The sequence below is a fragment of the Chryseobacterium piscicola genome (genome assembly GCF_900156685.1).
GTDB classification, from domain to species: domain Bacteria; phylum Bacteroidota; class Bacteroidia; order Flavobacteriales; family Weeksellaceae; genus Chryseobacterium; species Chryseobacterium piscicola.
Genome location: NZ_FTOJ01000007.1, coordinates 57,164 through 71,452, shown reverse-complemented (window position 1 = coordinate 71,452; position 14,289 = coordinate 57,164). Strand labels below are relative to the sequence as shown.

General features: G+C 35.9%; 7 protein-coding genes. 6 read left to right on the top strand and 1 reads right to left on the bottom strand.

Annotated features, from left to right (window positions below):
• The first annotated feature begins 1 nt into the window (after window position 1).
• Together BW939_RS11255 and BW939_RS11250 are read left to right on the top strand one after the other, a co-directional pair.
• A complete protein-coding gene (locus BW939_RS11255) occupies window positions 2-478 on the top strand; it encodes a DUF6452 family protein (protein ID WP_076452120.1) in 477 nt (158 codons plus the stop codon).
• The gene (locus tag BW939_RS11250) at window positions 444-1,115 is read left to right on the top strand and encodes a DUF6048 family protein (RefSeq protein ID WP_076452119.1); all 672 of its coding nucleotides are present in this window, start codon (window positions 444-446) and stop codon (window positions 1,113-1,115) included. Before BW939_RS11255 ends, BW939_RS11250 begins: the two co-directional genes overlap by 35 nt.
• Window positions 1,116-1,135: 20 nt before the next feature.
• Here BW939_RS11250 and BW939_RS11245 read toward each other — a convergent pair whose 3' ends face one another.
• The gene (locus tag BW939_RS11245; RefSeq protein WP_076452118.1) at window positions 1,136-1,606 is read right to left on the bottom strand and encodes a hypothetical protein; all 471 of its coding nucleotides are present in this window, start codon (window positions 1,604-1,606) and stop codon (window positions 1,136-1,138) included.
• A 122-nt stretch (window positions 1,607-1,728) separates the two neighbouring features.
• On the opposite strand from BW939_RS11245, the gene BW939_RS11240 reads away from it, so the two are divergent.
• From BW939_RS11240 to BW939_RS11225, 4 genes are all read left to right on the top strand, one after another.
• Window positions 1,729-3,732 (top strand): M43 family zinc metalloprotease, encoded by a 2,004-nt coding sequence (locus BW939_RS11240; protein ID WP_076452117.1) that lies wholly within the window; start codon window positions 1,729-1,731, stop codon window positions 3,730-3,732.
• Between the two features lie 329 nt (window positions 3,733-4,061).
• Window positions 4,062-6,098 (top strand): M43 family zinc metalloprotease, encoded by a 2,037-nt coding sequence (locus BW939_RS11235; protein ID WP_076452116.1) that lies wholly within the window; start codon window positions 4,062-4,064, stop codon window positions 6,096-6,098.
• Between the two features lie 179 nt (window positions 6,099-6,277).
• Window positions 6,278-9,244 (top strand): reprolysin-like metallopeptidase, encoded by a 2,967-nt coding sequence (locus BW939_RS11230; protein WP_076452115.1) that lies wholly within the window; start codon window positions 6,278-6,280, stop codon window positions 9,242-9,244.
• 379 nt (window positions 9,245-9,623) lie between these two features.
• Entirely contained in the window at window positions 9,624-14,276 is a 4,653-nt protein-coding gene (locus BW939_RS11225; RefSeq protein WP_076452114.1) for a GEVED domain-containing protein, read from the top strand.
• The last annotated feature ends 13 nt before the right edge of the window (window positions 14,277-14,289 follow it).

Sequence of the window (14,289 nt, the reverse complement as noted above, 5' to 3'; positions counted from 1 at the left end):
AATGAAGAAGGTTTTTAAATGTATATTTTTGTTTTCTTGCCTCGGAATAGTTGTAAGTTGCGGCGGAGATGATGACATCTGCGAAAGCGGCGAGGGAACTCCAAGGATGAAAGTGAAATTTAGAAATATAGGAAATCAGCTTAAAAAGGTTGATTCTATATATTTAAGAGTAGATTACGGTAACCGAATTGTAGATTTTGGTAAAACAGCCAATGCAGATTCACTTTTGATTCCCTTGAGGGTTGATGATTCGCCATATACAGATATCTATTTTAAAACAAGAAAAAAGGAAATAGAATCTAAAGTAAGGGTGAATTATTCTACCACATCATCTTATGTGTCGCCAGGATGTGGGATAAAAAAAACGTATCAAAATGTAAATTCCCAATTGACAATACCTGGTTTGGTAACGGCAGTAGCAAACGGGCAAAACTTTATCGAAAATGAAGACAAAACTAATCTTTTCCTTACTCTTTAGTGTTATTGTATTGCAGCTCTCTGCACAAGATATAAAAGATAAAAAGGAAGATAATAAAAAAGAAAAATGGATTTACAAACCCAACTTTATGGTGGGTGTAGACGTCTTGAATGGTACTGTTGCTTTTTTTTCAGACCGTCAGCTTTTTCAAGGTTTTATTTCGTCAAAAGTTAAAGGAAATACCCATGCCATCATAGATGCCGGTTTTGAAAAAAATAGATACCTGAAAAATGGATATGATGCCACCGTAAACGGGCCATTTGCTAAAATTGGCGCCTTTTATATGTTGGCAACAGATAAAGAGAATGAATTGAATGGTTTCTATGCAGGAGGAAAAGTTGCTGGATCTTTTTATAATCAAGAGTATAAGGCAATTCCTGTGAGAGGTTTTGGTGGAAGCTCGTCTAGTGTTTCTATGCCCTCATCTTCACAATCTTCTTTTTGGATAGAGGGTATTATAGGAGGAAGAGTACAACTTTTTGAATCCAATTTTTTCATTGATGTCAGTATGCAGCCACATTATTTGATTTCAACCTCAAAACAAGACGAAGTACAACCCATGATTGTTCCTGGTTTTGGGAGAAGTTCTAGTAAATTTAATATGGGATTTTCTTGGTCTCTGGCATATAAATTTTAAAACAATAAAAAGGGTGGAAGTTAATTTCCACCCTTCTTTATTCCAACTGTATTTTGAATACTTAGGTACAGGTCTTTCAGTTCTTCGGGAGGATTTCCAGAATCAAAATCTGATGAGCCGTAGGTTTTACCGTCTTTTTCAATCGTTATTTGTGAAGCTAAAGCAGCATCGCTGTATCTTTTGGTTGTAGGTGATTGGTAGGATTGTAATTCATTAAGATTTAACTGCGCAATTTTGTCTGAAATCATTTTCCAACTGCCGGAAGAAAGGCTTTTGCTTGTTATAGTTCCATTCATATTGGTTTCCACATTATCTGAAGTGATGGTGAATAATCTATTGGTACCTCTGGTTCTTTCAGATAAGGAAATTCTTTGAACGGAGAGTTTTCCTGCCTCTGTTTTATCTTTATTCATACTCATTTCGCTGGTTTTTGCTGTATTACAGTTGATTAATGTAAGTAAAATTATGGCGAGGCTAATGTGTAGTTTCATTTTAAATTTTTTGTAAAAATACAGTAATTTTGATGCCAAATATTTATTTTAAATAAATTTTTAGACTAAATATTTATGCAAATTCTAATTTTGAATTATATTTGTAGTAAAATAGAATCTATATGAATATAAAATCTACAATTTTAAAAACAGCAGTGTTATTTGCTTTTTACAGCGGTGGATTGGTTTTCGGCCAGTCTGTAAAGGGGGATAGAAATGCTGGGTTTTCTCATCCATCAGCAGAAGAATTAGCAAAAGCAGGAGGGATAGAAAGATGTTCATCTACAGAATATGAAGCATTTTTGCAAAAGCATTTTCCTGGTAGAATGACGGCAGATCAATTTGAGGCGTGGCTTGCACCTTTGGTTGAAAAAGAAAGAAATAACAGTAATAAATCTCAGAATGGGAATATCGTGACCATTCCCGTAGTGGTGCATGTAATCCATGCTGGTCAAGCGTATGGTGCCGCTCCTAATATTGTTGATGAGCAGGTACAATCGCAAATTACGGTAATGAATAATGATTTCCGAAGAATTGCCGGAACTCCCGGTTTCAACAGTAATGCGATAGGAGCTGATACTCAGATTCAGTTTGCTCTCGCAAAAGTAGATCCAAACGGTAATCCTACCAATGGTATCAATAGAGTAAATCTTTGCCAGGCAAGTTGGTCGCAGACACAAATAAATTCATTTGTAAAACCCGAAACAATCTGGGATCCAACATTGTATATGAACATGTGGAGCGTGCAGTTCTCTTCTTCAGGTTTGTTGGGATATGCACAGTTTCCATCTGGTTCAGGTTTAGCAGGGCTTAATGCTGTAGGAGGAGAAGCGTATACAGATGGAGTTGTGGCAAACTATTCCACTTTTGGAAGTAGTGATTATAATAACGGATCATTTATTTTGGGAGCACCTTATGATAAAGGCAGAACAATGACGCATGAGGTAGGTCACTTTATGGGTCTTAGACATATTTGGGGAGATGCAACTTGTGGTGATGATTTCTGTGCAGATACTCCTACTGCTCACACATCAAATTATACTTGTAATCCTAATATTGCAAGCTGTACCGTTCCTTCAGTTTTTGAAATGGTGCAAAACTATATGGATTACACAAATGATACTTGTATGAATATTTATACAATTAATCAAAAAGATAGAATTACGGCAGTGATGAACAATTCTCCTAGAAGAGTGGAATTGAAAACTTCTACTAAAGATATTGCAATCCCATTATTTCCAAATGATGCAGAAGTAAAACTAGAAAGAGATTGTACAACGTTAAGCTGCACTACAGCGACTGCTCAAAATGTAAAAGTTTCGCTTTATAACAGAGGGAATACAACGATGACCTCAGCGGTTATTACTTACACAGTAAACAATTTGTCGCAAACTTTTAACTGGACAGGTAGTCTTGCTCAGGATAAATACGCTATTGTAACTTTGCCTATGCCAACTAATGCTTTGGGTGGCTATATGAATATTGCTGTAAATACCGTAAACGGTGTTGCAGACCAAAGAGCATCCAACAGTAATATATTTGTAGACTACATGGGAGCTCCTACAAGATTAAATGAAAGTGTAGTATTCAACCTTCAAAGAGATCAATATGGTAGTGAAACCTCTTGGGAACTTAAAAATAGTGCTGGCATTACAGTCTACAGTGGAGGACCTTACACAGATGCTGTAAATCCACCATTAATTACCCAAAACTGGACTTTGAACGCAAACGAATGTTATACTTTTGTTATTTCAGACTCTTATGGTGATGGTTTTTATCCTTACGGTGGTTACTACAATATTAAGTCTACCACAGGATCTACTTTGGTTACAGGATCACATTTTGCATCTAGCCAAACCAAATATTTTAAAATACAGACTCTAGGCACTGCTGAAGCAGTTAAAAGAACTTTTGGCATCTATCCAAATCCTGCAACAGATGTTTTGAATGTTACCAATTTGTCTGATAATGCAAAATATGAAATTCACAATGCTGTGGGGCAACTTGTAAAAAAAGGAAATGTAGAAAATGAGCAGATAAGAGTGGCAGAATTTGTAAAAGGAATTTATGTGATTACCATAATAGATAAAGATTTGAAAGAAACTCTTAAATTTATTAAAAAATAACAGTTATTTCAAATTTATAAAAAAGACCTCCAATTCTGGAGGTTTTTTTTATAGATAATTCGGTGTAGTATTCATATAATTTTAAATTAAAAATATATTTAGAGTCTGTTTAAAAATGATTAAAAAACAAATTTTCAAGGCATTTTTCTTTTCCCCAACCCTAAAGGGTGGAAAAATGCCTTGAAAATTTCATCAAAATTAACTCCCTTTAGGGTTGGGGAAATTAATTTTGATGAAATTTAAACGGACTCTTAGAAGCTTATTTATTTACCAACAATTTTATTAATTTTAAAAGAAATATATTTGCATTTCAAAAAAAAAAATTGGAAATGCAAAAATTTACTACTTTTAAATTTCTATTTTTATTATCAATGATTTTTGGAGGAGTGCTTAATGCTCAGAATACCGGAAAATTGATAAATAAAAGTGGAAGTTTTCCTACCAAAACCGCTGAAGAAAGATCTCATTCACATGGTTTTGAAAGATGTTCAACAGATGAGTACGAGCAATACTTGCAAGCAAAATATCCCAAAAGAATGTCTACCCAAGAGTTTGAAACTTGGTTGGCACCATTGGTAGAGCAAGCAAAAGCCAATAAATCTCAAAACGGTAATATCATTACTATTCCCGTAGTTGTACATGTTATCCACAGTGGTCAAAATGTAGGAGCAGCACCGAATATCACTGATAACCAAGTTATTTCACAAATTACTGTGATGAATAATGATTTCCGTAGAATGATGGGAACACCAGGTTTCAACAGTAATGCTGTAGGAGCAGATACTCAAATTCAGTTTGCTTTGGCAAAAGTTGATCCTAATGGAAATCCTACTAATGGTATAAACAGAGTAAATCTATGTCAAGATAGCTGGAATCAGGATGATATTGATGATTACGTAAAACCTACTACAATTTGGGATCCAACACTATATATGAATATGTGGAGTGTTAATTTTTCAGACTCTGGGCTTTTAGGTTATGCACAATTTCCTTCAAATTCAGGTCTTGGTGGTCTTAATCCCAATGGAGGTTTAGCAAATACCGATGGGGTAGTTGCCAATTTTGCGACATTTGGTAGTAGTACTTATAATGATGGTACTTTTATGCTATCTGCACCTTATGATAAAGGCAGAACTATGACGCACGAAGTAGGTCATTTTTTAGGTTTGAGACATATTTGGGGAGATACAACATCTTGTGTTGTAAATGCTACAGATAGTAACAATGATTATTGTTTGGATACGCCCGCTGCTGCAGGTGCTAATTACAATTGTGTAACGATTGATTCTTGCCCCTCAAATCCTGGTAATGACATGATTGAGAATTATATGGATTATACTACAGATACTTGTATGAATATCTTCACAATCAATCAGGCAGCAAGAATTACAGCAGTAATGAATAATTCACTAAGAAGAAATACACTTAAAACCTCTACTAAAGATGTTGCAATTGCTTTGTTTGCAAACGATGCCGAAGTAAAAATTGATGGAGGTTGTTTAGCTGGTGTATGTGGTGGTGGTGTTTTGCGTCTCAATTTATATAATAGAGGAACTGCTAATCTTACTTCTGCTGTTATTTCTTATTCTTTTGGTGGAGGTACACCTCAATCTTATTCATGGACAGGTAATTTAGCACAAGATAAATTTAGTTTAATAAGTATACCTGTAGATCCTACAATTCCAACCTCTTCAGTTACTACTACAGTGACTTCTGTAAACGGTGGAGCAGATCAAAGAGCTTCAAATAATGTTTCTACTGGAAATTATATAAAACCAACAAATCCAGAATATTTTAATACGACTACGGTTGCATTTAATCTTCAAAGAGATTTTTATGGATCTGAAACAAAGTGGACGCTAAAAAATGCTGCCGGACAAGTATTATATAGTGGAGGTCCTTATGCAGATTCTACAACTCCAGTACTGCCAGTATTAATTACACAAACATGGACTTTGCCGTTAGGATGCTACATTTTTGCAATTTCTGATGCATTTGGAGATGGTCTTGATGGAACTGCTGGTGCTTATGTAAGCCTGCAGACAAGTTCGGGACAAGTGATATACACAGGAAGTGATGCCATTGGTAGCTACGCTACAAAATCTTTTACAAACCAGGTTTTAGCGGTATCTGATGTGAAAAAAGAAACATTTAGTATTTACCCGAACCCTGCTACAGATGTTTTGAATGTAACAAAAATATCAGACAATGCTCAATATGATATACACAATGCTGTTGGTCAATTAGTGAAAAACGGAAAGATTAAAAATAATCAAATAACGATTTCAGAATTGATAAAAGGTAATTATATCATCACAATAAAAGATAAAAATCTTATAGAAACCTTTAAGTTTATCAAAAAATAATGTAAAATATTTTTTTTTTTTAATCCAAAAACCTCTTGATTTCAGGAGGTTTTATTTTTATTTATCTTGATTATAGTATTAGTTTATGTTAATTATTTAAATAATGTAAACGAATTGTAAGATATTGCTTACATTTGGATGTTAAAAATTAACAAATAATTCAAAAATAGTTCTTTTTTATGAAAAAACTTATTACTGCTTTATTTTTAAGTACGGTAGGTGGGTTTGCATTCGGACAGTGGTCTCCTGTTAGTCAGAAGAGAAATAGTTTCGCAGATCCGTCACAATTAGAGTATAAACTTGATATTGCAAAAATCAAGAGCCAACTTAAAAATGCCCAAGAAACAGGATTGGGAGCCAAGCCTGTAGAAATTATACTTCCTACATTACGTGGGAAAATGGAAAGATTTGCTGTCTACAGTTTTCCTGTAGTAGTAAAGGAACTTGCAGATCAATACCAACTAGGCTCTTATGTGGGAGTAGGAATTGATGATCCAACAAAATCTATAAGATTTTCGGTTGCTCCTAATGATTTTCAGTCTATGATGATTGGAGGATCTGGCGACTATGAATTTATTGAGCCTTTGCTTAGTGATAAAACAACGTATAGGGTTCATGCAAAATCAAAAGCTACAGGAGATAAAAGCTTCATTTGTTCTACAGATGAAGGTATTGGTGCTGTAAAGCAGATTGAAGAGATGGCAAAAAACGGAAGTTCTTTTAGCAATCAATTTTCAGACTTCTCTAAGATGTCAGATAAAAAATACCGTACAATGAGATTGGCGATGTCTGTTACAGGAGAGTATACTGCTTTTCATGGCGGTACTGTTGCAGGAGCTTTAACAGCTATAAATGCTACCTTAACTAGAGTGAATTTTGTTTTTGAAAAAGATTTTGCACTTCATTTAAATTTACAGAATTATCCAAATGTAATTTATACAAATGCACTTACAGATCCTTATCAAGATGCTTCAACTGGTGCTACTGGTGGATGGAATACTGAACTTCAAAATACCCTAACAGCTAATGTAGGTAACGCTAACTATGATATAGGTCATCTTTTTGGTGCTTCTGGTGGTGGCGGTAATGCTGGTTGTATTGGTTGTGTTTGTGTAAATCCAACTGCTGCAGTTCCTAAAGGTAAGGGTTCTGGCTATACTTCACCTTCAAATGGTATTCCTCAAGGAGATACTTTTGATATAGATTATGTAGCACACGAGCTTGGGCATCAGTTGGGTGCTAACCATACTTTCACTACTGGTTATGAAGGTACTGGTGTCAATATGGAGCCTGGGTCTGGATCTACCATTATGGGTTATGCTGGAATTACTGGTGCTGATACTGATGTACAGGCAAATTCTGATGCTTACTTTCATAAAGCAAGTATCACACAAGTACAGACAAACCTAAACACGAAAACATGTGATGTAGAAACTACAGTGGTAAATGATCCACCGGTTATTGCTGCTTTACCAACGTATACTATTCCTAAAGGTACTGCATTCGTTCTTACCGCATCTGCTACAGATGCTCAAAATGATCCTATGACTTATACTTGGGAGCAGGTAAATAACATTACTGCAACCAGTCAGCTAATTAATAAGAATAATCTTGGTACAACAACATTTGGTCCGTCTTTCAGGTCATTTACACCTACAACAAATCCTACGAGATATTTTCCAAAATTACCATCTGTGCTAAACGGAGTTTTAGATAACTCTAATAATGGTTGGGAATCTGTTCCTATGGTTGCTAGATCGATGAAGTTTGCTGTTACCGTAAGAGATAATAATCCTACCACAACCCAACAGCAGACCCAATTTTCAGAACAGACTATTGAAGTAGGAGCGGATGGTCCTTTTAAATTGACCACAGGTGGATTTTTGTATAGCAATGCCGCAAATACAGTAACTTGGGATGTAGTAAATACAGCTTCGGGAGCATATAACTCTCCAAATGTTAAGATTGATTACTCTACTGATAACGGTGTTACATGGGCTGTACTTTTAGCATCAACTGCTAATGATGGTACAGAATCTATTGCTGCATTGCCTACAACTCTAAACGGTCAAACGGTTGCTTTGAGAGTTTCTTCTATAGGAAATGTTTTCTATGCATTGAAAAAAATGTCTGTAGTTGCACAAGCAACTTGTGGTGCTACAATCACAGGAGTTACTGTTACAAATGTTGCCAATTCTTCAGCAACTGTAAATTGGCCTGCCGTATCGGGAGCGACATCTTACGTTATCCGTTACAAAAAAACAAGTGAAACTACTTGGTTACAAACTACTGCAATTACAAATACAGTAGGATTAACAGGGCTTTCAGATGGCTCTAATTACGAAGTTCAAGTTGCATCGGTTTGTGGTACTCAAGGTCCATTTTCTGCTAGTGTTAACTTTACAACATCTGCAGTATCTTTTTGTACAATATCTGCAACCAATACAGCTCAATTTGAATATATTTCAAATGTAAGCTTGTCTTATAATGCAGTCAACTTGATGACCAATACTTCAGGTCCTTCAAATTATACAAACTACAGTACTAATACTGCTCTTCAGCCTTCATTGGCAGCAGGTAATACTTATGGATTATCTATTACAGTTGCAGATCCAGATTGGGATACGGCGGTAGTGTTTATAGACTTTAATAATAATGGAACTTTTGAGAGTACAGAAAGAGTCTTAAATTATCCTACAGCTGTGCCAACGGCACCAATTACTGGAACATTTACAGTGCCTGCTACGGTTGCTACTAATGCATTGCTTAGAATGAGAGTTATTCTCTATTTCGCAGGTAATGCAAATGCAGGGCTATCTTTAGGTGCTACGTTTGCGGGATGTGGAACATTTTCTTACGGAGAAGTGGAAGATTACAGTGTTTTAGTTCCTACTTTAAGCACAAACGAAACTTCTTTAGTAAAGAGTACTATCCAAATCTATCCAAACCCTACAACAGATGTACTAAACATCACAAAAGTTTCTTCAAATGCTAAATTTGAAATCCACAATGCAGTAGGTCAGTTGGTGAAAAATGGAAGTATAGATAATAATCAAGTAAGAGTTTCTGAATTGGTGAAAGGAACTTACTTAATTACAATCAAAGATAAAGACATCAATGAAACTGTGAAGTTCATAAAAAAGTAATATTAAATTACCTTAAAAATAAAAAACCTCAGAATTTTCTGAGGTTTTTTATTTTTAAATTATTCGAATAAAAAAACTCAAAACACCTACGAATTCTTATTTTATTTAAAATTATTCATAATATTAAAGATGTAAAATATCTATATCAGTAATATTTCCGCAAAAAAATGTTTTATTTTTTAGGTAAATCATTAAAAATGTTTAGCTTTGTATCTAATATAAAATAATACAGCCTATGAAAAAATCCTTTACATTTTATTATTTCTCAATTACTTCTCACGTTTTAAACAGTACTTCCCTGTTTAATAGTTCAAACAATTTTTAATTAAAAATTTATGTGTAATTCTTACATCCTACGGGATTTTAATATTGTAAAAATATGAAGAAGATTCTACTACTTTTTTCATTTGTCCTGGCATTTCTAACGAATGCACAGGTAAGTACCTACAGTTTTGTGCAGTCTACCGGGACATACACACCACTTACGGGTGCCACTGTTTTAGCGACGGCAACGTCTGCTAATACGCTGGATAGCGCAGTTTATCCTGTTACATTGCCATTCAATTTTTCATTTAATGGAGTAAATTATTCTTCATTAAATGTATCTACTAATGGTTTTTTAACATTTGGTGCTACGGCGCCGGGAACATTTACTTCTGCACCAATTTCAAGTACAGAAGCGTATAGCGGTGCTGTTTCTCCTTTCGGAGGAGATTTGAATGCTATTTTTAATGTTGCATCTGTAACTGGTAATATCAGTTGGGCAGTTGTTGGTACAGCTCCTAACAGAGAAATTGTAGTGCAATGGGCTGATTTCAGACCTACTTGGTCTACATCAACAACTAATGCATATTCTATTTCTTTTCAAGTTAGATTAAAAGAAACAGTTAATACTATTTCCGCAGTCTATCTTAAAGGTTCTTATCTTGCTGGTACTACAGCTATAAGTGGTACAAGACAAGTGGGACTTAGAGGTGCTACGAATGCTGATTTTAATAATCGTCTAAACTCCACAACTGTACTGTTTACTGCATCTACTGCTGGAACAGCGAATACTAGTACACAATCGTATAATACATTAAACGCTACACCAGGAATGCCTGTTGATGGTTTAACTTACACTTGGACTCCTCCAAGTTGTTTTGCTCCGTCTGGGCTTGTGTCTGGCGCTACAACACCTACTACTGCTTCAATTGGATGGGCTGCTCCAAGTACTCCTCCAGGAAATGGTTATGAATATGTTTTTTCAACAACTAATACTACTCCTGCGGTTACTGCTACAGGTACTCCAACTAATGCATTAACGGCAGCTTTGGGGCCATTGGTTACTGGTACAACATATTATTGGTGGGTAAGATCAATCTGTTCTCCTACGGATAAAAGTGCTTGGGTAGCGGGTCCTCCTTTCACTCCTGGGCAAATTGGTGGTGGAATTGCAACAACATCTAATTTACCTGTTTATTCATGTTTTGGATATAACTATTCTCAACAACTTTATACTGCATCAGAAGTTGCGGGTGCCATAGGTGCCAATAATTTTATTACTAAAATTAAATTTTTTGTAGCAGCAACTGCCACAACCCAAGCGAATTATAACCAATGGGTGATATACATGGGCAATACTACAAAAACTGATTTTACATCTAATACAGACTGGGTTCCTGCAAGTGGTTTACAACAAGTTTATACAGGAACAATACCGAATATGACCAATGGGCAATGGGTTGAAATTACTCTTACAAGTCCTTTTGTGTGGAATGGTACATCAAATATTGTAGTAGCTGTAGACGAAAATGCTAGTGGATATTCATGTACTCAAACATGGGGTAGCTATGCAGCTGGTACCAACAAAGGTATTTTATATTACTCTGATGGTACCAATCCGGATCCTGCTTCACCGCCTTCAGCGAGCAGCAGATATTCTGATATTCCAAGATTACAGTTAGTGGCTGGATTATTACAACCTTGTACAACTGCTCCACCATCTAATATTGCTGTTGGACAGCTGACGCCAACAACCGCGACGGTATCATGGTTAACTTCAGCTGGAGCAACCTATGTACTAAGATACAGGATTGCACCGAGTGGAGCATGGACTACAGTTCCTTTAAATACTCCGCTTACAAGTAATTATACGATAACACTTCTTAACGAGCTTACTGCTTACGAAGTTCAAGTAGCAACGATTTGTGGTGGTACGCAAGGTGCATTCTCTCCTTCGTTTCCATTTACTACACCTGCAATAACTTACTGTACTGCTTCTGGAAACTTTGCAGATGAATTTATCTCAAACGTTACAGTGAACCCTACCGGTATGGCACAGATGGTAAGTACATCACCAATTGGTACTGCTGCACCTTATTATTCTGATTATACTAATGATCCTGCGAGACAAATTACTATGATCAGAGGAACATCAAATAATACTATATCAGTAACGAGATCTTGGCCATTAACGGTATTTAATAACGCTACTGTTGTATGGATTGACTGGAACAGAAACGGAACTTTTGAAGATTCTGAAAGAGTTATAAATGAACCTTCTAATGGTAATGCTGTAAATGCATCTACTCCGTTTAATGTACCAACTGTTGCACAAGGTGCTTATGCAGGAAATTTAAGTCTTAGAATGAGAGTAATCATTCAGGAATTTAGTACGCCTGTTGCTTGTGGAACTTTCAGTTATGGTGAAGTAGAAGATTATTCTGTAAAACTAATTGATCTTTTACCTTGTACTATAGCTGCTCCTACTCCGGTAACAGTTTCTAACATGACAGCAACAACAGCTTATGTATCTTGGATGCCTGCAGCTGGTGCAACATATTCTATAAGATATAGATTAGGGACTACAGGTCCTTGGTTGCCTTCTGCTACAGGTCAGGTTTTGGCTGCAGGGGTAAGCTATTATACAATTACAGGTCTATCTGAATCTACAGCTTATCAAGTACAAGTAATGACTACTTGTAACGGTACTGCCGGTGCTTGGGGAGCTTCAGTACCATTTACTACACCACCACTTACTTATTGTCCGATGGTGGGCGGAGGTACAAATGATCATATTGCTAACGTAACAGTTTCTCCTACTGGGCAGGCTGTAATGAGCAATACATCAGTACAGAATGGTTATACATTATACAATACTCCTGCTACTTTAATCAATCTAGAAATTGGTTCTGCCAACAACCAGATTTCAGTTGGTAAAGGATGGACTCCTGGATCTACATTCAGTGATGCCGTTACTGCTTGGATTGATTACAACAGAGATGGGTTTTTCACTGATGCTGAAAGAATTTTAATTTCTGCAGCTAATACTACAACACCGGTTACTGCAACATTTCCAGTTCCAGCAACAGGGGTTTATACGGGAACTTTAAATACGACTTTAAGAGTTGTCTTAAATCGTAATACTGCTCCGGTAATGTGTCAAAATCCGGCAAACGGAGAAGTTGAAGATTACTATGTAAAACTTAGACCTTGTAGCAATGTTGCTCCTACACCTCCTACATTTACAACAGTTACACATAATTCTGCAATTGTAAATTGGGTAATAGCTACTAATAACCTAAACTACATTGTACAATATAGACCATTTGGTACTACAGCTTGGATCACTGTAAATGCTTCTACACTTAATAGTAATCCACCATTGGCGTTGACTGGTCTTACACCTGCTACACAATATGAAGTGCAAATATCAGCAGTATGTAACGGAACTCCAGGTACTCCAACGCCTATAAGAACGTTTACTACTAGATGTGATCCTACGCCTCCAAACGTAACGATTTCAAACGTAACTTCAGGTTCTGCTACAGTAACTTGGAATCCTATTGTACCAAGTGCAACGTATGTAATGAGATATAGAGTGGTAGGTTCTACAACTTGGATTAACGTAACGTTGCCAGCTCCACCAACAAATACATTTATCTTAACAGGTTTAAGTTCTTATGTAACTTACGAAGTACAGATTGCAAATATTTGTAATGGGGAAACTACTACGAATCCTTATTCTAACTCTCAAGTATTTACAACTATTAGAGTTTGTTCAATTCCGCCTCCGGGATTAACGATTACACAATTGGCTCCTACAACTGCAGAAGTTACTTGGGATGCTTACACTGGTACTGGAGCTACTAACAGCTACATCTTAAGATATAGAAAAGTAGGAATTCCTAGCTGGACAACAGTAAACGTAAATAATACGAACACTTATACAATTACTGGATTAATAGAATTGACTAAGTACGAAATGCAGGTAGCAAACGTTTGTACAGGTACTCCTGGAAACTTTACTCCACTTTATTACTTTACAACTCCTACTGTAGTATATTGTCAAATGGCATCTACAGTTTCTGGAACAGAGTATATTAATAAAGTAACAGTAACTCCTTTCCAAGGTGTTGCAAAAGAAAATGCTTCTGTTGCATCTACTTATACTGATTATACAGGTAATGCTGCTAAGCATATCACGCTTGTACAAGGAAGTCAAGGTAACATAGTTAAAATTGATAAGACTTCATCTTCTGGTTCAAACACTGGAGTAGCAGTTTGGATTGATTTTAACAGAAACGGATACTTCGACGTAAACGAAAAAATCCTTTCAAACGGACCAAACAATGCAGACACTGCAAGTGCAGCATTTACAGTTCCTGATGATGCTTTCGTAAGTATGACAGACTACAAGTATGTAGTGATGAGAGTAGCAATGCAAAAAGATGCGATTCCTGTAAACTGTACCAATTTCCAAAATGGAGAGGTAGAAGATTATACAGTGAGAATCGTGAAGCAACCCGTTGTTAATCCTCTTAACCAAACTGATATTATGATTTACCCTAACCCGGTAAGTACTGTACTGAATGTGAAAAATATTAGCAAAAAAGCGAATTACAAAATTTACACTGCAGCAGGTCAATTAATATCAGACGGATTGATCTTGAACAATAAAATTGACGTTAGCAGATTGATCAACGGACTTTACGTGATTGAATTGGTTGATGGCGACAAAACTGTTCAGAAGAAATTTATTAAAGAATAATAAATTATATTTA

Excerpts from the sequence above, each read along its gene's own strand:
- BW939_RS11235 (WP_076452116.1), top strand. The coding sequence starts at position 4,062 with ATGCAAAAATTTACTACTTTTAAATTTCTATTTTTATTATCAATGATT.
- BW939_RS11225 (WP_076452114.1), top strand. The coding sequence starts at position 9,624 with ATGAAGAAGATTCTACTACTTTTTTCATTTGTCCTGGCATTTCTAACG.
- BW939_RS11245 (WP_076452118.1), bottom strand. The coding sequence starts at position 1,606 with ATGAAACTACACATTAGCCTCGCCATAATTTTACTTACATTAATCAAC.
- BW939_RS11230 (WP_076452115.1), top strand. The coding sequence starts at position 6,278 with ATGAAAAAACTTATTACTGCTTTATTTTTAAGTACGGTAGGTGGGTTT.
- BW939_RS11240 (WP_076452117.1), top strand. The coding sequence starts at position 1,729 with ATGAATATAAAATCTACAATTTTAAAAACAGCAGTGTTATTTGCTTTT.
- BW939_RS11250 (WP_076452119.1), top strand. The coding sequence starts at position 444 with ATGAAGACAAAACTAATCTTTTCCTTACTCTTTAGTGTTATTGTATTG.
- BW939_RS11255 (WP_076452120.1), top strand. The coding sequence starts at position 2 with ATGAAGAAGGTTTTTAAATGTATATTTTTGTTTTCTTGCCTCGGAATA.